The organism is Winogradskyella wichelsiae (assembly GCF_013403925.1).
Classification (GTDB): Bacteria; Bacteroidota; Bacteroidia; order Flavobacteriales; family Flavobacteriaceae; genus Winogradskyella; species Winogradskyella wichelsiae.
Genome location: NZ_JABFDJ010000001.1, coordinates 26,352 through 45,444, shown reverse-complemented (window position 1 = coordinate 45,444; position 19,093 = coordinate 26,352). Strand labels below are relative to the sequence as shown.

General features: G+C 30.6%; 20 protein-coding genes. 8 read left to right on the top strand and 12 right to left on the bottom strand.

What is annotated here, in order from left to right; genetic code table 11:
* Positions 1 to 5: 5 nt before the first annotated feature.
* The 4 genes from HM985_RS00220 to HM985_RS00205 are packed head-to-tail and all read left to right on the top strand — an operon-like array spanning position 6 to position 4,685.
* Positions 6 to 983, top strand: coding sequence for a GNAT family N-acetyltransferase (locus HM985_RS00220; RefSeq protein ID WP_179374305.1), 978 nt, complete (start codon positions 6 to 8; stop codon positions 981 to 983).
* Positions 980 to 2,080 carry a DegT/DnrJ/EryC1/StrS family aminotransferase gene (locus tag HM985_RS00215; protein ID WP_179374304.1) on the top strand — a complete coding sequence of 367 codons (1,101 nt, stop codon included), beginning with the start codon at positions 980 to 982 and terminating at the stop codon, positions 2,078 to 2,080. The genes HM985_RS00220 and HM985_RS00215 overlap by 4 nt, the downstream gene beginning before the upstream one ends.
* On the top strand, positions 2,081 to 3,391 hold the full coding sequence (locus HM985_RS00210; RefSeq protein WP_179374303.1) for an O-antigen translocase: 1,311 nt from the start codon (positions 2,081 to 2,083) through the stop codon (positions 3,389 to 3,391).
* A 10-nt stretch (positions 3,392 to 3,401) separates the two neighbouring features.
* Complete coding sequence (locus HM985_RS00205; RefSeq protein ID WP_179374302.1) at positions 3,402 to 4,685, top strand: O-antigen translocase; 1,284 nt, start codon at positions 3,402 to 3,404, stop codon at positions 4,683 to 4,685.
* A gap of 3 nt (positions 4,686 to 4,688) precedes the next feature.
* On the opposite strand, the gene HM985_RS00200 is transcribed toward HM985_RS00205, so the two are convergent.
* Positions 4,689 to 5,834 carry a glycosyltransferase family protein gene (locus HM985_RS00200; protein WP_179374301.1) on the bottom strand — a complete coding sequence of 382 codons (1,146 nt, stop codon included), beginning with the start codon at positions 5,832 to 5,834 and terminating at the stop codon, positions 4,689 to 4,691.
* Between the two features lie 36 nt (positions 5,835 to 5,870).
* Here HM985_RS00200 and HM985_RS00195 point away from each other — a divergent pair, with 36 nt between their 5' ends.
* Together HM985_RS00195 and HM985_RS00190 are read left to right on the top strand one after the other, a co-directional pair.
* Positions 5,871 to 6,965 carry a glycosyltransferase gene (locus HM985_RS00195; RefSeq protein ID WP_179374300.1) on the top strand — a complete coding sequence of 365 codons (1,095 nt, stop codon included), beginning with the start codon at positions 5,871 to 5,873 and terminating at the stop codon, positions 6,963 to 6,965.
* Entirely contained in the window at positions 6,958 to 7,368 is a 411-nt protein-coding gene (locus HM985_RS00190; protein ID WP_173588909.1) for a sugar 3,4-ketoisomerase, read from the top strand. The genes HM985_RS00195 and HM985_RS00190 overlap by 8 nt, the downstream gene beginning before the upstream one ends.
* Here HM985_RS00190 and HM985_RS00185 read toward each other — a convergent pair.
* The 11 genes from HM985_RS00185 to HM985_RS00135 form a co-directional block, all read right to left on the bottom strand.
* Complete coding sequence (locus HM985_RS00185; RefSeq protein ID WP_179374299.1) at positions 7,354 to 8,292, bottom strand: glycosyltransferase family 2 protein; 939 nt, start codon at positions 8,290 to 8,292, stop codon at positions 7,354 to 7,356. The two genes, HM985_RS00190 and HM985_RS00185, sit on opposite strands and share 15 nt — an antisense overlap.
* Entirely contained in the window at positions 8,289 to 9,170 is an 882-nt protein-coding gene (locus tag HM985_RS00180; protein ID WP_179374298.1) for a glycosyltransferase family 2 protein, read from the bottom strand. The genes HM985_RS00185 and HM985_RS00180 overlap by 4 nt, the downstream gene beginning before the upstream one ends.
* A gap of 61 nt (positions 9,171 to 9,231) precedes the next feature.
* Complete coding sequence (locus tag HM985_RS00175) at positions 9,232 to 9,915, bottom strand: cell division ATP-binding protein FtsE (protein WP_179314624.1); 684 nt, start codon at positions 9,913 to 9,915, stop codon at positions 9,232 to 9,234.
* A 232-nt stretch (positions 9,916 to 10,147) separates the two neighbouring features.
* Positions 10,148 to 11,329 carry a tryptophan synthase subunit beta gene (gene trpB / locus HM985_RS00170; RefSeq protein WP_179374297.1) on the bottom strand — a complete coding sequence of 394 codons (1,182 nt, stop codon included), beginning with the start codon at positions 11,327 to 11,329 and terminating at the stop codon, positions 10,148 to 10,150.
* Positions 11,330 to 11,718: 389 nt separating this feature from the next.
* On the bottom strand, positions 11,719 to 12,369 hold the full coding sequence (locus HM985_RS00165) for a phosphoribosylanthranilate isomerase (RefSeq protein WP_179374296.1): 651 nt from the start codon (positions 12,367 to 12,369) through the stop codon (positions 11,719 to 11,721).
* Positions 12,370 to 12,496: 127 nt separating this feature from the next.
* On the bottom strand, positions 12,497 to 13,282 hold the full coding sequence (gene trpC, locus HM985_RS00160; RefSeq protein ID WP_179374295.1) for an indole-3-glycerol phosphate synthase TrpC: 786 nt from the start codon (positions 13,280 to 13,282) through the stop codon (positions 12,497 to 12,499).
* Positions 13,283 to 13,610: 328 nt separating this feature from the next.
* Complete coding sequence (trpD, locus tag HM985_RS00155; RefSeq protein ID WP_179374294.1) at positions 13,611 to 14,606, bottom strand: anthranilate phosphoribosyltransferase; 996 nt, start codon at positions 14,604 to 14,606, stop codon at positions 13,611 to 13,613.
* A gap of 85 nt (positions 14,607 to 14,691) precedes the next feature.
* Positions 14,692 to 15,258 carry an anthranilate synthase component II gene (locus HM985_RS00150; protein ID WP_179374293.1) on the bottom strand — a complete coding sequence of 189 codons (567 nt, stop codon included), beginning with the start codon at positions 15,256 to 15,258 and terminating at the stop codon, positions 14,692 to 14,694.
* 1 nt (position 15,259) lies between these two features.
* Positions 15,260 to 16,660, bottom strand: a complete 1,401-nt coding sequence (locus HM985_RS00145) for an anthranilate synthase component I family protein (RefSeq protein ID WP_179374292.1) — start codon at positions 16,658 to 16,660, stop codon at positions 15,260 to 15,262.
* Positions 16,661 to 16,938: 278 nt separating this feature from the next.
* A complete protein-coding gene (locus tag HM985_RS00140; protein ID WP_179374291.1) occupies positions 16,939 to 17,508 on the bottom strand; it encodes a YceI family protein in 570 nt (189 codons plus the stop codon).
* Between the two features lie 2 nt (positions 17,509 to 17,510).
* Positions 17,511 to 17,969: a MarR family winged helix-turn-helix transcriptional regulator gene (locus HM985_RS00135; protein WP_179374290.1), complete on the bottom strand. Its 459-nt coding sequence runs from the start codon at positions 17,967 to 17,969 to the stop codon at positions 17,511 to 17,513.
* Positions 17,970 to 18,287: 318 nt separating this feature from the next.
* Between HM985_RS00135 and HM985_RS00130 the strand changes: the two genes are divergently transcribed.
* Both HM985_RS00130 and HM985_RS00125 read left to right on the top strand, forming a co-directional pair.
* Positions 18,288 to 18,605, top strand: coding sequence for a rhodanese-like domain-containing protein (locus HM985_RS00130; RefSeq protein ID WP_179374289.1), 318 nt, complete (start codon positions 18,288 to 18,290; stop codon positions 18,603 to 18,605).
* A 16-nt stretch (positions 18,606 to 18,621) separates the two neighbouring features.
* Positions 18,622 to 19,023 (top strand): rhodanese-like domain-containing protein, encoded by a 402-nt coding sequence (locus HM985_RS00125; protein WP_179374288.1) that lies wholly within the window; start codon positions 18,622 to 18,624, stop codon positions 19,021 to 19,023.
* Positions 19,024 to 19,093: the final 70 nt, after the last annotated feature.

Below are 19,093 nucleotides of genomic sequence, written 5' to 3'. Positions count from 1 at the left end.
GATTGATGTCAGATTATAAAGTCAAAATATATAACTCTTCAGATAAAGAAATCTGGAATAATTTTTCGCTAAAAAGTAACCAAGATACCTTTTTGTTTCAAAGAGATTTTATGGATTACCATAGTGATCGGTTTCAAGATTTTTCTCTAATAATTTATAAAAAAAATAAGCTCGTTGCTTTATTACCAGCAAATAGAGTGGAGCATTCTTTATATTCTCATCAAGGGTTGAGTTATGGTGGCTTTATATGTCTAAACACAATTAAAACCACAGAATATATAGAGTTATTTAGGGTTGCCTTAGAGTTTTTACATCAAAATGAAATTACTAATATCACTTTTAAGGAGCTTCCTGTTATATATTTACACAACATAACTAATCATCCTATAGCGTATGTGTTATTTAAAACTAAGGCTGAATTGATTAGAACAGATTTACATTCGGTTGTAGATTTAAAATATAAAAAGTATTCTAATAGTAGGAAAGAAGGCGTTAAAAGAGCGAATAAGTTTGAATTAAAAGTTGAAGAGTCTCTAACATGTGATTTGTTTTGGAATGAGATTCTAATTCCAAATTTAGAGCATAAACACGGAGTAAAGCCCGTTCACAATTTAGAAGAAATAACACTTTTAAAATCGCGATTTCCAAATAATATTAGACAGTTTAACGTATACCTTAATGATAAAATAGTTGCAGGAACTACTATTTTTGAAACCAAAAATGTAGCACATTGCCAATATATTTCGGGCAATGCAGATAAAAATGAGTTAGGGAGTTTAGATTTTTTACATCATCATCTTATAGAAAATGTATTTAAGGATAAGTTATATTATGATTTTGGAACGTCTAACATTAATCAAGGACAGCAAATAAACCAAGGCTTATTATTTTGGAAAGAAGGTTTTGGTGCGCGCTCTATTTCGCAAGGGTTTTATAACGTAGCAACTGAAAACTTTAAATTATTAGAGGATATATTGGTATGATTAAGTTTTTAGATATACATAAAATCAACAATCGTTTTCGAGATGAATTTCATACTTCATTTTCTAAATCTCTAGATGATGCCTATTTTGTTCTGGGTAAAAACGTAACTAACTTTGAAAATGAATTTAGTGCGTATTGTGGCACTAAGTTTTGTATTGGTACTGCTAACGGCTTAGATGCATTAACTTTAATATTAAAAGGCTATATAGAGCTTGGTAAATTAAAGAAAGGAGATAAAGTAATTGTGCCTGCAAATACATTTATAGCGACTATTTTGTCCGTTCTACATGCAGAGCTAGTTCCTGTTTTAGTAGAACCTAATACAAATACTTATAATATATCTATAGCTGAAGACAAATCTATATATATAGATGCTAAAGCGATTATTATGGTGCATCTTTATGGACAATTAGCAGATGTAGAAGGCTTACAACAGGTAGCAAAAGATTTTAATTTACTTTTAATAGAAGATGCAGCCCAAGCACATGGAGCTATTTCTAGTTTTAATGCTTGTAAAGCCGGAAATCTTTCAGACGCAGCAGCATTTAGCTTTTATCCCAGTAAAAATCTAGGTGCACTTGGTGATGGAGGAGCTGTAACCACTAATGATTCTGAATTAGTAGCGATCATTAAATTATTGCGTAACTACGGAAGTGAAAAAAAATACACTAACAAAATTATAGGTTACAATAGTCGTTTAGATGATATACAAGCGGCTTTTCTAAGTATTAAGCTAAAGACTTTAGATAAAGATAATCAACGTCGCAGAATAATTGCAAAGAGTTATTTAGAAGGTATTAAAAATTCAAAAATAAAATTACCCTTTTATGATGGTTCCGAAAATCATATATTTTATGCTTTTGTTATTGAAGTAGAGAATAGAACAGATTTTTCAAACTACCTTACACAGCATAAAATAGAGTGGTTAATTCACTATCCTATACCACCTCATAAACAAGAGGCGCTAAGGTCTTTCTCTCATTTTAATCTTAGATTAACGGAAAAGATTCATAAAAGAATTTTAAGTTTGCCTATAAGTCCTGTGTTGAATGATAAAGAGGTTCAGACAGTTATAGACGTTATAAATAACTACTAATTGAAAAAGTTTTTTAATTATATAAACAGTGAAGTTTTAGTAAAAGCAGCCAATTTAAATATGGCTAATATTAGTATTAAAATTATAGCTGGAATTTTAATTTCTAAATTCATAGCTGTTTATATAGGTCCACAAGGAATGGCGCTATTAGGAAATTTACGTAATTTTTTAAGGGCGCTGCAATCTTTATCCATATCCGGACTTTACAAGGGGGTAGTTAAATTTGTAAGTCAAGTTAAGGATGATAGTGTTGAGTTATCCAAAACCTTATCAACGGTATTTTACTTAGGTTTTTTCTCATCAATGCTTTTGGCCTTTTTATGCTATTATAATGCAGAATTAATCAATGATATAATTTTCACTGAAAATTACAACTATGTATATATTATTGAAACGTTAGCTATAGTGTTGCCTTTTTATGCTTTAAATATGTTTACATTTTCCATCATGAATGGTTTTTCTAAGCATAAATATTTATTATTAATTAATATTTTAGGTCAAATAATGGGGCTTTTGGTCACATTACTTTTAATACATCAAGAAAATATTAATGGTGCATTATTGGCCATGGTGATTACACCAGCTCTTAATTTATCAATTACTCTTGTTGGTATTGCCTTTAGAAGAAATTTAATGGCATCTGTTAAAATCACAAAAATTAGTCTATCAGTTTTAAACAAACTAAGTCCTTATATGATAATGGCTTTGGTCGGTGCAATTGCTCTGCCAATAGTAACGATTATAATTAGAAATTATCTGATAGAAGAAATAGGTCTGAAGTCTGCAGGTTATTGGACTGCTATGACACGTATTTCAGATTATTATTTAATGTTTTTTAATTCGATGATGGCACTTTATATTTTGCCAAGATTCTCAGAAATTAATTCAAGATTAGAATTTAGAAAAGAAGTCTTTAGTTTTTATAAAACGATGATGCCAGCATTTTTAGTTCTAGTCCTTATTATTTATTTCAGTAGGTCTTTACTCATAAATATATTGTTTACAGAAGATTTTAGACCCGTTGAAGATTTATTTGGGTATCAAATATTAGGAGATATTGCACGCGTACTTTCTATGGTGATAGCTTATCAGTTTTTAGCTAAAAAGATGTTTACTCATTTTTTAATTTTAGAAGTTTTTCTATTTGTAATTATGTATTTTTCTAGCATTTATCTTATCGATGAATTTGGACTCAAAGGTGCTGTAATGGGACATTGTTTAAGTTATTTTATGTACTTCGGAATAATAGTATTACTCTTTAGTAGTTCTTTGTTTGGTGTAATTCCAGAAGAGGAAATAGATGGTTATTAAAAATAGATAAGTGAAACTACCAAAATTTATTAGTTCTAATACCGTTCTTAAGATTACATCATTAAACGCTGTAGTCATAACCATTCGATTAATTGTATCCGCTTTCATACAACGTTTACTTGCAGTTACTGTTGGTGAAGTCGGTATTGCAAGTATAGGTCAGTTGCGTAATGTAATTGCGATGATAACGAGTACTTCTACACTTGGAACGTTTAATGGACTTGTAAAATATATCGCTGAATTTAAAAATGATCAGTCAGAGCTTTCAAAACTATTTTCTACCGTTACTGTTTTTGGAATTATAGGTTCTTTAATTTCTTCAGCGGTATTATTTTTTGGAGCATCATTTTTATCTGATTACTTATACGATTCCCAAGATTACATTTTTGTTTTTCAACTTTTGGCTGTAATTATTCCTTTTGTAGCTATTGGTCGTATTGTAAATGCTGTAATTAGTGGACTATCTGATTATAAACGTTATGCTAAAGTTGAATTAATTAGTTACATCTTAGCAACTATTGCTCTTGTTATTGGTGTTTATACTTCAGAATTAAATGGCGTACTAATAGCTATAATTGTAGCACCTGTTATTCAATTGATAGTTTTGGTTTTTGTATTTGGAAAAACCTTAAATACGTATGTTAAATTCAAGTCGTTAAAACTCGATTTAATTTATAAAAATAAATTGTTGGCATTCACATTAATGTCTTTTATATCAACCTTTTTGTTGAATTATATCGAGCTTAATATTAGAACATTAGTATCCGAGGAAATTAATATCAATGAAGCGGGCTATTGGACAGCTGTTACTTTTATTTCTAAAAATTATATGGTATTTGCAACAGGTTTATTTACTTTATACGTGCTACCTAAGTTTGCTAGTATTCACAATAAGCATGATTTTAAAATTGAAGTGTTTAATATTTATAAGACCATTTTACCCATTTTTGGATTAGGAATGATTCTTGTTTATTTCCTAAGAAACTTTATAATTCAAATTATATATCCTGATTTTTCAGGAATGGAGCCTTTATTTAAATGGCAATTATTAGGAGATTTTATTAGATTGGGAGCGTTAGTTTTATCTCATCAATTCTTGGCTAAGCGTTTGGTTAAGAGTTTCGTAATAACAGAAATAGTTTCTTTAGGGCTGTTCTTTGTGCTATCAAAAATATTTATTCAATATTATGGAACAGAAGGGGTTGTAATTGCACATTTTGTACGTTACATCATTTACTTTATAATGGTCGCTTTTGTTATTAGAGGTTATTATAGTTCTAATAAAAGTGAATAATATTTAAGAGTTAAAGTTCCATATTTTCAAATATTGTTTGGCGCAAGATATATGATCGTGATGTTCTTCTACAAATTTTCGTCCTTGTGCTGATATTTCAATTATTTTTTCAGGATTCAAGATTAGCCATTCTAGCTTTTGTGCTATTTTTTTAGCATAAGGTAAAGCATTTATAGCCACAGTATCTTCTTTTATATTAAAATAGTCTAACCATTCTTGTTCTGCACCAGTAAGGACCACTTTTCCTTTAGCCATAGCTTCTAAAGCATTATAACCTTGGTCGTAGGCATAAACTTGATCTAATAAAATATGTGCTTTATCAAAACTTATAATGTAGTCTTTGTACGGTAGGTCTTGTGCAATGATAATTTCTACTTTATCTTCATATTTATGCGCTATAATAGCTAAAGCGGCTTCAAAGAGATCATTTCCTTTTTTGTAATAATTAGCGCTGTTAATACCATGAAAAATAATTATTTTATCTTCAATAATAGGTGTTTTGTAAGTTAACTCACTTAAGTCAATGGCATGAGGAATCATTCCTAAATGTTTTGGATGATTTTCTAAAGGAATGTAATAATCCATATCGTTAGAGATTACACCTTCAATTTTTTGATAGATATAACGATTTAGCATTTTGAAGCTCGGACTCATATACCTTAGGCCTAAAGAGTGATCTTTTTTAGGGACTTTGCCTTCAAAATAAGGAGTTAAAATAGAATATCTAAAACGTTTGTCGTGAGCATAAGATACACTAGGGTAATCTAACCCGCATGATAATAAAAAGAACTTAGCATTGTTTCGTGGTTGCAGCCAATTTAAAATTTTTATATGACTCTTTGCCTCAATATTAAAGGGAGATTCATTTATTAATTGAATGATGTCGTAGCCCGAAAGTTCCTTTTTTCTCGATTTTATTTGCTGTAATATTAATTCGGATAAGAGATTGATTTTTGTGAGTTTAAAAATTAAAATACGAACCTTATTGAGTATTGGAGAATTAAAATATTCTTTAATTTCTATATCAACATCTACTTTTTTAAAACCATCAGTAGTACTTATTACAATAGCCTCGTGCCCCAAAGATTCTAAACCTTTTTTAATGTTTCTGTGGGCTCTATTATACTCCCCAATGAGTAAGATTTTCATTATTAATAATTACATTTGTTTCAAAGGTATTAATTAATGGCTAATCTCAACACTTTAAAAATTTGTATTGTTTTATCTTCGTTAAGTAATGGTGGTACAGAGCGTTTTGGTGCATCTCTTTCTAATATTCTTACAAGTTTAGGTTATGATATTCATATTGTTATTACACATGATGCTGTAGAATATGATTTTTCAGGAACTCTTTTTAATTTAGAAAAAGAAGCTAAAAAAAGTCATAGTTCAATAAGTAAATTAGCGGCCTTATCTCGTTACTTCAAACAACAAAATTTTGATATAATTATAGATAACAGATTGAGAACACAATTTCTCAAAGAGTTAATTATATACAGGTCATTTTATAAAGACTCTAAAATTATAGGAATGGTGCATAACTATAAAGTAGAAAATTATTTTCCTGTAAATAAATATATATCAAAAATCATATATCCAGAGACCACCACATTTATTGGTGTTAGTAAAAAAATAAAGGAGAACGTAAAGGAAACGTACGGGTTTAAAAATGTTGATTACATGCATAATCCGATTAGTATAAATGAGATTACAGCCAAATCTAATAGCAATATAAAAACATTAGATTATAAGTATATTCTTTATTTTGGTCGATTTGAAGAAGTTGCCAAAAATCTAACTTTATTGATAGAAAGTTATAAGTTATCAAGTTTAAGAGCTCAGGATATTAAGCTTGTTTTAATGGGGAAAGGTGATGATAAAGCTATTATTCAACATTTAGTTTCTCAATATTCTTTAGAGGATGATGTGATTTTTATGGATTACCAACCCGAGCCTTTTCCTTTTGTGAAAGATGCTTTATTTACTGTTTTAACGAGTAATTATGAAGGTTTTCCTATGAGTATTATAGAGTCTATGGCTTGTGGTACACCTGTTGTTTCTGTAAATTGTCCCTCTGGTCCAAGTGAGGTTATTCAGAATAATATAAACGGGGTTTTAATAGAGAATAATACACCAGAAGCCGTATCTAAAGCTTTTAATTCTTTTTTGAGTGATGAAGATTTATATAATAAGTGTAAAGAAAACACAATCTCTAGTGTTAAGCATTTAGACGTTAGTGTCATTGCTAAAGGATGGCTGAAATTATTAGAAAATGAGTAGAAAAACTGTAGAAGATTGTCAATTATTAAAGATTCCCAAGGTTCATGATGAACGTGGAAGTCTTGGTGTTATAGAGAAAACTATAATTCCATTTTCTATGAAGCGTATTTATTATTTATACGATGTACCTAGCGATAGTTATAGAGGAGGACACGCACATAAAAAACAAGAATCTGTAATAATAGCGCTTAGCGGTAGTTTTGAAGTTGTTTTTGATGATGGTAAAAATAGAAAACGCATTACTTTAAATAAACCAAACCAAGCATTGTATATACCAACAGGAATATGGCGTGAAATTGAAAATTTTTCTTCAGGTTCAGTTTGCTTTGTAATTGCTTCTACAGAATTTGAAGAGCAAGATTATATTAGAGATTACAACGATTTTAAGTTATTTAAAAGCTGAAATGTAAATGTTGTTTTTGATTAATACCGTTTGAATTTTTTTGAGGACTACAAGCATAATTCTCGGTGAATAGAGAAGTAGCTTTTGTTTAAAATTTAAGTTTGAAAGTAAAATCTGGCGCTTCGCAGTTTTATAAATACTAAATTCTTTTAAGACTTTACATCTAATTGCTAAGGCATACCTGTTAATATCTAGATAGTGCTTTAATGCAGCGTTATTCGCTTCTTCTTTGCTATAACTATTAATGAAATTTAGACGGATTAAATTGGTTTCTTTCTTTGTTAAACTATCAGGGATATAATATTTATAAGCCATTGTTATAGTCGGATTAAAAGCCACTTCATATTTTAAAGCAAACTTTATCCATAAATCTAAATCTTCAGAAGTATCTAAATTAATATTGAATCCTCCAACTGCATCAAATTTATCTTTAGAAAATGCTACAGCTGATGTCCATGCAATTGAGTTAATAATATTTCCTCTAAAAAAGTCTTTAGCAATTAGGCTGTCCGTACCATAATTAAAGTTGAAATTAGCATCTCGTTTGGTGTTTTTATCGAGATAAATTTCGTAATTATTACAATACAATCCCGCATTTGGAAATTGAGTTATTTGCTGTTTTAATACATTAAGATGATTCTTATACCAATAATCATCTGCGTCTATTAAAGCGATAAATTGTCCTTTAGCAATAGATATTCCATTATTTCTAGCTTCAGAAACGCCTTTGTTTTCTTGTTGAATTAAAACAATTCTTTCATCCTTAAATTGTTTGACGATTTCAATACTTTGATCTGTAGAACCATCATCAACAATAATAATTTCAAAATCTAAGAAGTCTTGGTTAATGACACTTTGAAGTGTTTCTTCTATAAATTTAGCCTTATTATATAAAGGGATTATAACAGAAAAAAATGGTGTCATTTTTTATGAGAGATTAATGTGCAATAATAGCCCAATTTATAAAAATCGAATAATAATAGCGAAGGATGTGATGAGTTAAAATTCTTTATCAATATGGGGTTAATTATATTATAAATGAGGATAACTAAAGGAATTAAACCGAGTGTCTTTATTTTAGTATGTGCATCTACTATTTTTATTTCACTAACTAAATCTTTGTTTTTATTTGATAGTAATACTAAATTTTTAAGACCATATTCGGTTTTTAATAGATACGTATCAGCATCTTCTTTAGCATCATGGATTACTGGATTATTGATAAAGTTTAGATGATATCCATTAATTTTCAAATTATTGAAAAATATAAAATCTTCAAACCCATATCTTTTTATACTTTCATCAAAAGGATGAGATTGAAGAATAGGTTTCTTAATTAAAAAGTTAGCTGAAGTAAATGTTGGATTGTGATTTTCATCATCAAAAGAACAAGCTTCTCTCTTTTTGGTATAGAGCCACCTTAATTTATAAGGCTTCTTTGGTGCTGATGCTTCTTGAGTCATACCTCCAACAGTTATGTTGTGTTCTAAGGTATTTAAATAGTTTGAAATGAATTTTTCTGACTTAGGAAAAGTACCCGCGTCAATAAACAATAAGTTTTCGTAGGTTGCTTCTGTTGCTAATAAATTACGAATAGCACTTCGTCCTATATTTTGCTTATTAAAGATTAATTTAATATTTGATAACTGCTTAATTTGATTAGCACCAAATAACATTTGAGTAGAAAAGTCATCTATAATTATAATTTCAAATACAATTTTACAAGATGTTGCCTGTTGATGAATTTCTTCAACCAATGGTTGTACATCGTAATTGTAAACGGGTATAAGTATAGATAACATGTCAGCCTCTCTTTATTGCAACAATAACAGTTTAGACTTTTAAGCCTTGATATAGTTGTACTTAATTTTTACGTTGCACTACTTCAAAAACCTTGTTTTCATCACATTTTAAGGTTTTACTTGGGTATTTTAAAAGCAAAGCATAATCGTGGGTTGCCATTAAGATAGTGTTTCCATTTTTATTAATTTCTTGTAGCACCTCCATTACCTCAATGCTGGTTTGCGGATCTAAGTTTCCGGTAGGCTCATCAGCTAAAATTAGCTCAGGATCATTTAATAAAGCACGAGCAATAGCAATACGCTGCTGTTCTCCACCAGAAAGCTCATGTGGGTATTTAAAGCCTTTTGTTTTCATAGCAACCTTGTCTAATACGGTTGCTACACGGTCTTTAATTTTATCTTTTTCTTTCCAACCTGTTGCTTTTAAAACAAATTCTAAATTTCCGTTAATCGTACGGTCTGGTAATAATTTAAAATCTTGAAAAACAACACCTAATCGTCTTCTTAAAAACGGAATGTCTTTCTCTTTCATGGTTCTTAAGTCAAAATCAACAATAGAACCTTCGCCTTCTGTTAATTCTAAATCACCATAAAGTGTTTTCATAAAACTACTTTTTCCGCTTCCTGTTTTACCAATAAGGTACACGAAATCTCCTTTTTTCATTTCAAAGTTTACCTTAGACAGTACCATACTGTCACCTTGATAAATAGTAGCATCTTTAAGTTCTAAAACCGTTTCGGACATATTATAGATATAAATAAATTGGTCACTGTAAATGTATTGCTTAAAATTTCAAATGCAAAACTTAAATTCTTAATTCCTTAATTTGCGTTAAGGATTGAAGCGGCATCCTTTTTGTTTTTTATTTAATGCAATAGAAATGAAAAAAAAGAAAAAGATATAGTGGAAAGCCTGACATTTTACCATTCTTCAAGTTTTAGCTTGTAAGATGGTAAAATGGAACGCCCAAAATATTTTAAAGCTTAAAATAATCAATATAATTCTGTAAATCTTTATCACCACGACCAGACAAGCTAATTACTACAACATCGTTAGGTTTAAAAGTTTTATGTTTAAAAATCGCTAGGGCATGAGAGCTTTCAATAGCCGGAATAATACCTTCCAATTGGGTTAATTCTAAGCCAGAATTCATGGCTTCATCATCTGTTGCTGAATAAAATTCACCACGACCTGTTTTATATAAATGCGAATGTAAAGGACCAACACCTGGGTAATCTAATCCTGCGGAAATAGAGTAGGGCTCAGTAATTTGTCCGTCATTGGTTTGCATTAATAACGTTTTACAACCGTGAATAATCCCTTCTTTTCCTAATACAGAAGTTGCAGCGCTTTCACCAGAATGAATTCCTTTTCCTGCAGCTTCTACAGCAATGATACCGACATCTTCATTATCTAAAAAGTGATGATACGTTCCTGCAGCATTACTTCCGCCACCGATACATGCCACAACGTAATCAGGGTTTTCTTTACCTTCTTTTTCTTTTAATTGCCACTTTATTTCTTCGGAAATTATAGACTGAAATTGCGTTACCATATCCGGGTAAGGGTGCGGGCCAATAGCTGAACCAATAATATAATGTGTGTCTATCGGATTATTAATCCAATCTCTAATAGCTTCATTGGTGGCATCTTTTAAAGTTCGACTTCCTGATAAAGCAGGTACCACTTTAGCGCCTAACATTTTCATTCTCGCAACATTTGGTGCTTGGCGTGCAATGTCGATTTCTCCCATATAAACTACACACTCAATACCTGTTAAAGCACAAACGGTTGCTGTTGCAACACCATGTTGACCAGCGCCGGTTTCGGCAATAATTCTGTTTTTACCCAGACGTTTTGCCATAAGGATTTGCCCAATAGTATTATTGATTTTGTGCGCTCCAGTATGGTTGAGGTCTTCTCGTTTTAAATAGACTTTTGTATTATATTTTTCGGAAAGTCGTTTTGCAAAATAGAGGGGGGAAGGACGCCCCACATAATCTTTTAAAAGTTGATTAAACTCTTCTTTGAAAGAAGGTTCAGCCATGATTTTTAAATAATTCTGACGTAATTCTTCTACGTTCGGATAAAGCATTTCAGGGATGTATGCGCCACCGAATTCTCCGTAGTATCCTTTTTCGTTGATTTTGTAACTCATGATTGTTTTATTATCGTCATTGCGAATCACGTTTTTTACGTGATGTGGCAATCTGTTTCTTTTTTTTTCTTGTTCATTTGCCTTGATGCAAACGAACCAAAAATCACAATCAAAATTAGGAATTACTCATTGATTTATATTGTTTCAATAAGGAATTCGTGAATGCAAAGCATTTGCTAAAGCATCATTCGCTTTCAGAACTTCGTGCTTGAGGCTGTGCCTCGCACCTGCATTCTTTCGCTCATTATTTCTGAATTTTGATGTTTCCGACACTGTCGGAATTTGGGACATTACTTTTTACTAAATTTTGTTTTCTTCCCAATTTATATTTTTCTAACTTCTAACTTCTAACTTCTAACTTCTAACTTCTAACTTCTAACTTCTAACTTCTAACTTCTAACTTCTAACTTCTCTTTAAATAATTTCAAACCTTCAATATTCTTCAATCCTGGTTCTAGTTCAAATTTACTGTTAACATCGATGGCATAACAAAGCTTAGATTCCTGGCTTTGTAGGAATGACAAAACGTTTTCAACTTCATTTAATCCAATACCACCGCTTAAAAAATAAGGTTTGGTTGAAGGATAGTTTTTAAGCACATCCCAGTTAAAGGTGTAACCATTTCCGCCTGGTAATTTTCCTTTAGTGTCAAACAGAAAATAATCACAGACTGTTTCATAAGGTGCTAAATCTTTAAAGTTGAATTCGTCTTTAATACTGAAAACTTTGATGATTTCAATGTCACTTAGACCATGTTCAGTCTGACAGTTTTCTTTCAATTTAGAACAATATTCAGGGGATTCTTCACCATGTAATTGTACGGCTTGTAAATCGAATTCTTTTATTTTTTTAATAACAATATCTAATGATTCATTGACAAAAACACCAGTCTTTTTTATAGATTTTGATAATTTTGGGATAATACTATTAAAGTTACGTTCTGATTTTTCGTAAAATATAAAGCCTAGATAATCGGGTTGCAAATTAGCAACAGCTTCTAGGTTGTCTTTATATTTCATTCCGCAAATTTTTAGTTTCATATATTCTAGCAAAAGCGGGAATTTTACCACACCTTATATTTTTGTTGTTCTTGCCCAAGCAGTAATCTATTTATTTCTTCTTGATATCATTTTTTCGTACTTCTAAAATCACTCGAAGTGACGATTATTACTTATTTAATGTTTCAATAAATGTTGTAGCACTTTTTCCTGGGTTATCTGTTTTCATAAAATTCTCTCCTATTAAAAACCCTTTATAACCAAAAGGTTGTAATTCTTCAATGGCTTCTATAGTGCTAATTCCAGATTCAGAAACCTTTACAAAATCATTAGGGATTAATTGACTTAATTGTTTTGAAGTGTCTAAACTAACTTCAAAAGTTTTAAGGTTTCTATTGTTTACGCCAAGCATATCTAACGATGGCATTACAGACTTGTGTAATTCTTCTTCGTTATGAACTTCTAATAAAACATCAAGGTTTAAGTGTTTTGCAAATTCTGAAAACTGTTTAATTTCAGCTCTTGTTAAGATTGCTGCAATTAGCAAAATGACATCGGCACCGTAAGCTTTAGCTTCAAGAATTTGGTATTCATCAATAATAAATTCTTTTCTTAAAAGCGGTAAATTAGAACTTGCTCTTGCTAATAATAAATCGTCTAAAGAGCCGCCAAAATATTTTGCATCTGTTAAAACAGACATTCCACAAACACCAGCATTTTCATAACCAGATGCTACATCTTGTACATTTAAGTTTTGATTAATAACAGATTTTGAAGGTGAACGCCTTTTATGTTCTGCTATAATTCCTGATGTGCTGTTTCTTAAATTAGCAGCTAAAGAAAACGTTGCTCGTGAAAACAATATAGACTGTTCTAATTGTTTAATAGGAATCAATGATTTACGTAAATTAACTTCTTTACGTTTGTCGAATACAATTTTATCTAGAATGTTCATGTTCTTTTCCTCTATGAGGTTAACTTTTTATTTTTTATTCTGTTCATTTTGTCTTGATACAAAACGAACCAAAAAATCACAATCAAAATTAGGAAATAGCTAAAGCATCACTCACTTTCAGAACTTCGTGCTTGAGGCTTCGCCTCGCATCTACGTTCTTTCGTTCATTATTTCTGAATTTTGATGTTTTCCGACTGCGTCGAAATTTGGGACATTAATTTTAACTTAATTTTGTTTTCTTCCCAAGTTATATTTTAAATTTTGCTTACTGCTTACTGCTTACTGCTTACTGCTTACTGCTTACTGCTTACTGCTTACTGCTTACTGCTTACTGCTTACTCAATTCAATTAATTTATCTAAACTCTGTTTTGCTTTTCCACTAGCAAGAGATTCTTTTGCAAGTTCAAAACCTTCTTTATGAGAAATTTGTTTTGCTGTTGCAATGGCTAAACCTGCGTTAGCACAAACGACTTTGTGTTGTGCTTCTGTTCCTTCGTTATTGATGACGCTTTTAAAAATCTCAGCAGCCATTTTTACGCTATTTCCTCCAAATATTTCCGATTGTTGAATTTGTGAAAGGCCTAGATAAGAAGGTTCAAATAAAACTTCAGATGTATTAGAAATCACTTTTGTTTTTCCTGTTAATGAAATTTCATCATAGCCATCTAAAGCATGGACAATAGCATAGTTTTTATCTGTTTCTTGATATAAATAACTGTATAATCTTAATAATTCGAGATTAAAAACGCCAACCATTTGATTTTTTGGAAAAGCAGGATTGACCATTGGACCTAACATATTAAAAAATGTTTTTACACCTAATTCTTTTCTAATTGGTGCTACATTTTTCATGGCAGGGTGAAATAATGGGGCGTGTAAAACACAGATTCCTGCTTCATCAATACTTCGTTTTAGAAAGTCGGAATCACTGCTGAATTTAATCCCTAAATATTCCATAACATTTGAAGAACCACATGCTGATGATACGCCGTAATTTCCATGTTTTGAAACGTGGACTCCTGCTCCTGCAGTTACAAAAGAAGATAAGGTTGAAATATTAAAAGTGTCTTTTCCATCACCTCCAGTTCCACATAAATCAATAGTTTCGTAATTATCTAAATTTACAGGAATACATAATTCTAGAAGAGCGTCTCTAAAACCACGAAGTTCATCGGTGGTAATACTTCGCATCATATAAACGGTTAAGAACGATGCAATTTGACTTTGGTTATATTTTCCTTCTGATATGTTAACCAAGACGTTTTTTGCTTCTTTACTAGAGATGTTTTCTTGGTTGATGAGTCTATTTAATATTTGTTTCATTCTAATTCCTGCTAAAACAGATGTTCTTTAATTAAACTGTTATCTGTTTATATTGTCTTATTCCTTTATTATTTTTACTTCAAGTTTATTGGTTCACCCAATTCTCAAGAATCTTTTTTCCGTCTGGTGTTAATACTGATTCAGGATGATATTGTACGCCTTTTACATCATAAACTTTATGTCTTAGCGACATTATTTGTCCGTTTTCGTCAAAAGAAGTCGCTTCTAAAACGTCAGGTAAATTACTATTAACAACCCATGAGTGATATCTGCCAACTTCGAAGGTTTTGTTTAAGTCATTAAATAGAGTTTCATCATCAACAGAAAGTGTAATGTTGGTAGCGACACCATGATAAACATTTTCTAAGTTTTCTAATGAACCTCCAAAAACTTCAGCTATGGCTTGTTGTCCTAAGCACACACCTAAAATACTTTTAGTAGGTGCATACGTTTCTATAATTTGCTTTAATAAGCCTGCTTCATCTGGGATACCTGGTCCTGGTGATAATACAATTTTATCAAAAGCATCGACTTCTTCGATGGTTAATTTATCGTTTCGTTTAACGGTGACTTCACAGTCTAAATCTTCTAAATAATGAACGAGATTATAAGTAAAACTGTCGTAATTGTCTATGACTAATATTTTTTTCATCTTAAATTTCTTCTGCCTGTTCTATCGCTTTTGTTAAAGCACCAAGCTTATTATATACTTCTTGCAATTCACTTTCGGCTTCAGATTTGGCAACTATTCCTGCTCCTGCTTGCCAAAATAATTTATGGTCTTGACTTAAAAATGTTCTAATCATAATGGCGTGATTAAAATTGCCGTTAAAATCCATAAAACCTATGGCACCGCCGTAATAACCTCTACTGGTTTTTTCATATTTTTCTATCAGTTGCATGGCTTTGTGCTTTGGTGCTCCACTTAAAGTTCCTGCAGGAAACGTGTCTGCAACCACTTGCATGGTATCTGTGTTTTTATGAATTGTTCCTGTAACTTTACTTACTAAGTGTATAACATGCGAGAAAAATTGTACTTCTCTATAGTTTTCTACAGTTACATTGCTACCGTTTCTACTTAGGTCATTTCTGGCTAAGTCAACCAACATAACGTGTTCACTGTTTTCTTTATCGTCTTTTATTAACTCTTCAGCAAGTTGCGCATCTTTAAGATCATTTCCACTTCGTTTAAAAGTTCCTGCAATGGGGTGAATCTCTGCTTTTCCTTTGCTGACAACTAGTTGTGCTTCTGGTGAACTTCCAAATATTTTGAAATTTCCGTAATCGAAATAAAATAGATAAGGGGATGGGTTAATACTTCGTAATGCTCTGTAAACATTGAACTCATCTCCAATAAATTCTTGAGAAAATCGTTTAGAGAGTACCAATTGAAAAACATCACCTCTGCCACAGTGTTTTTTTGCAAGCTCTACATTCTTTTTATATTCTTCATCAGTTAAATTTGATTGAATACCTCCTTTAGGTTTAAAATTGTAAGAAGCATATTGTCTGGTTTGAATTAGCTGTAGAATATCGTCAATATTATTTTCGTTATGAAAACAATTAGCAAAAATATAAGCCTCATTTTTTTTGTGATCTATAGCAATGATGTTTTGATAAACAGCATAGTATATTTCAGGAATAGAAACAGAATTATCTTTCTTAGAAATTGTTATATCTTCAAAATACTTTACAGCATCATAAGAGGTGTAACCAAAGATTCCATTATTTATAAACTTAAATTCTTCTTTACAGTCAACCTTAAAACGTTGTGTAAACTTGTGAATTTCTTCAACCACACCAACGGTTTCTACGAGATTACTTTTAGTACTTCCGTCCGGATAGGTTTGAGAAATAATATCACCTTCAACTTTTATAGATGCAATAGGATTACAACATATGTAAGAGAAATTGTTGTCACTGGCGTGATAATCACTACTTTCTAAAAGAATGCTGTTGGGGAATTTATCTCTAATTTTAAGATAGATGCTAACAGGTGTAATGGTATCTGCTAAGATTTTTTTATAATGGGTGTGTAGACTAAATGTTTTCATTTTTGCTGAATTTATTTTCAGTATTTGTTTAAAATAAAAAAGGCTTGTCGTGAATGACAAGCCTTTTTTTTATATAATTTTTACATAACAAGGATTATTTCACGAACGTAAGTTTGAGAAATTCCACCACCAAGTATGATTTGTATTTATTTTCATCTGAACATCAAAGATAGAAATCAATTTTCAGATTTCAAACACTTTAAGAAAAAAAGATTCCTGTTTTAGTAAATTTTACCAAAACAGGAACCAAAATTTAAGTTTTACTTAAATAAGAGTTATTAAAATTTTAGAGTAACATTTAAGTCAAATTCGTCATAGATAGCTTTATCTTTTAATGATTCAAAAATTGAAGGTGACTTATAAGTAATATTATGCTTTGTTCTATCAATTTTTAAATTTGCAGTAGCTGTGTCTCCTTTAACGATCATAGGGAAAGAAATAGCTTCAGTTTCTCCTTTAATTGTAATGTTAGCCTTAACATTATAATTTCCATCTTTCCCAGATACAGAAGTGATTTCAAGAGATGCTGTTGGAAATTCTTCTACACCAAAGAAATCATCAGATTTTAAATGACCATCTAATTTTCCTTTATATTCACCTTCTAGGTCTGTGCTTCCTAATGATGTCATATCTATTGTGAAGTTACCACCTGTTAAGGTTTTTTCATTAAATGTTAGAGAGCCACTTTTTAAATCTATAGTTCCAGTATGTTCTCCACCTACTTTGTAGCCTTTCCAAACGACTGAACTTTCTTTAACTTTTACGGTTTTGTCTTTTAATGTTGTGTAAGACATAAATGATAATGCTAAAATTAATAGCATAGCAATTTTTGAGTTTCTGTTTTTCATAATTATTTATTTTTTAATTTTATTAAAAGGGTATTCAATTCTGTTAACTCATCTTGAGTTAAGTTATTTGTGATTTTTTTTTCAGTTTTGTCAATAATTGGGTCAATGGTTATTAAAGTATCTAGACCTAAATCTGTAATCATTATCTCTACTTTTCTTCTATTCGCTTTGCAAATGGTGCGTTTTACAAAGTTTTTCTTTATCAATTTGTCAACTAACCTTGTGGTATTGCTCATTTTGCTTACCATGCGTTCTTGTATGTCTTGTAAGTTTATAGCATTTCCATTTTGACCTCTTAATATTCTAAGAACATTAAATTGTTCTATAGATAAATCGTAAAGCTTAAGCTGTAATAATAAATCATCTTTCATCCAAGAAGTTGTCTGAAAAATATTTATAACAGTCGCTTGAGACAAAGGTATTTTTGATTTTATTTTTAAAATTTCATTTAACTCTTTCATGTACAATAATTGTATATACAAATGTATTACTTTAATTGAAACTAAAAATTAATTTTTTGTTAAAACTCTAAGCGTTTAGATTGAATGAGTTTTTATTAGGAAAAACAAAATAGAGTAGTGCTATCAATCTTTCTTGGATTTATATTAAATTGTAATCGTAAATAATAAGTAGGAAGTGAAATTGGGTTTCATTTGTAGAATATTCCTACGTTTATCGTTAAATATGTTAAAATATGATTTTGAAATGTAACACTTTGAATATTTTTACGTCTATATCATAATGAAATGTTAATTTCGTTAAAAATTTAGATTTAAAATATGGCTAATTTATCACAAGAAGAATGGACAAAACAACTTGAAGCAGACAAAAATGCAGTTGTTTTGGATGTAAGAACCCAAGCTGAAGTTGATGAAGGAATGATTCCTAATGCAATACACATCGATATTTATAAAGGTCAAGGCTTTGTGGATGAAATAGAACAGTTAGATAAGACAAAAAACTATTATGTATATTGTAGATCAGGTAATAGAAGCGGACAAGCTTGTAATATTATGAATCAATTAAATATTGAAAACGCATACAATCTTACAGGAGGATTTCTTGAATGGGATGGTGAGGTTACTCACAACCAATAATTTTACATTAATACACATGAATAGAATATTTGTAATATGTTGTTTTTTGCTAACTCTTGGGATTAGCACAAGTTGTTTGGATAGTACTTTAGATAATCAAGAGATAAAGCTGATAACAGCTGAAGAAATGAAATCGATTCTCGAATTAGAAGATGTTCAGTTAATAGATGTTAGAACACCTAAAGAATACGAAGGCGGTTACATTTCTAATGCTCAAAATATTGATTTTATGTCACCTACTTTTGATGAAGACATAACAAGATTAGATAAAGATAAACCGGTGATTCTTTATTGTAAATCTGGAGGCAGAAGTTCTAAATGTGCTAAAAAGATGAAAGACGCAGGATTTAAAAAAATATACGATCTTAAAGGTGGAATTTCTCAATGGAAATTTGCTGAAGAGACACTAATCCAATAAAAATATAAACACAATTAAACCGAACTTAGCGTTCGGTTTTTTTATACTTCCAATTCTCTTCTCAAATTCT

What these genes read in the sequence shown, in the direction of transcription:
- trpB (WP_179374297.1), bottom strand. Translation starts at nt 11,329, where the DNA reads ATGAGTTACAAAATCAACGAAAAAGGATACTACGGAGAATTCGGTGGC.
- HM985_RS00165 (WP_179374296.1), bottom strand. Translation starts at nt 12,369, where the DNA reads ATGAAACTAAAAATTTGCGGAATGAAATATAAAGACAACCTAGAAGCT.
- HM985_RS00220 (WP_179374305.1), top strand. Translation starts at nt 6, where the DNA reads ATGTCAGATTATAAAGTCAAAATATATAACTCTTCAGATAAAGAAATC.
- HM985_RS00175 (WP_179314624.1), bottom strand. Translation starts at nt 9,915, where the DNA reads ATGTCCGAAACGGTTTTAGAACTTAAAGATGCTACTATTTATCAAGGT.
- HM985_RS00185 (WP_179374299.1), bottom strand. Translation starts at nt 8,292, where the DNA reads ATGACACCATTTTTTTCTGTTATAATCCCTTTATATAATAAGGCTAAA.
- HM985_RS00130 (WP_179374289.1), top strand. Translation starts at nt 18,288, where the DNA reads ATGGCTAATTTATCACAAGAAGAATGGACAAAACAACTTGAAGCAGAC.
- HM985_RS00195 (WP_179374300.1), top strand. Translation starts at nt 5,871, where the DNA reads ATGGCTAATCTCAACACTTTAAAAATTTGTATTGTTTTATCTTCGTTA.
- HM985_RS00140 (WP_179374291.1), bottom strand. Translation starts at nt 17,508, where the DNA reads ATGAAAAACAGAAACTCAAAAATTGCTATGCTATTAATTTTAGCATTA.
- HM985_RS00215 (WP_179374304.1), top strand. Translation starts at nt 980, where the DNA reads ATGATTAAGTTTTTAGATATACATAAAATCAACAATCGTTTTCGAGAT.
- HM985_RS00125 (WP_179374288.1), top strand. Translation starts at nt 18,622, where the DNA reads ATGAATAGAATATTTGTAATATGTTGTTTTTTGCTAACTCTTGGGATT.
- HM985_RS00145 (WP_179374292.1), bottom strand. Translation starts at nt 16,660, where the DNA reads ATGAAAACATTTAGTCTACACACCCATTATAAAAAAATCTTAGCAGAT.
- HM985_RS00150 (WP_179374293.1), bottom strand. Translation starts at nt 15,258, where the DNA reads ATGAAAAAAATATTAGTCATAGACAATTACGACAGTTTTACTTATAAT.
- trpC (WP_179374295.1), bottom strand. Translation starts at nt 13,282, where the DNA reads ATGAACATTCTAGATAAAATTGTATTCGACAAACGTAAAGAAGTTAAT.
- HM985_RS00200 (WP_179374301.1), bottom strand. Translation starts at nt 5,834, where the DNA reads ATGAAAATCTTACTCATTGGGGAGTATAATAGAGCCCACAGAAACATT.
- HM985_RS00135 (WP_179374290.1), bottom strand. Translation starts at nt 17,969, where the DNA reads ATGAAAGAGTTAAATGAAATTTTAAAAATAAAATCAAAAATACCTTTG.
- HM985_RS00190 (WP_173588909.1), top strand. Translation starts at nt 6,958, where the DNA reads ATGAGTAGAAAAACTGTAGAAGATTGTCAATTATTAAAGATTCCCAAG.
- HM985_RS00180 (WP_179374298.1), bottom strand. Translation starts at nt 9,170, where the DNA reads ATGTTATCTATACTTATACCCGTTTACAATTACGATGTACAACCATTG.
- trpD (WP_179374294.1), bottom strand. Translation starts at nt 14,606, where the DNA reads ATGAAACAAATATTAAATAGACTCATCAACCAAGAAAACATCTCTAGT.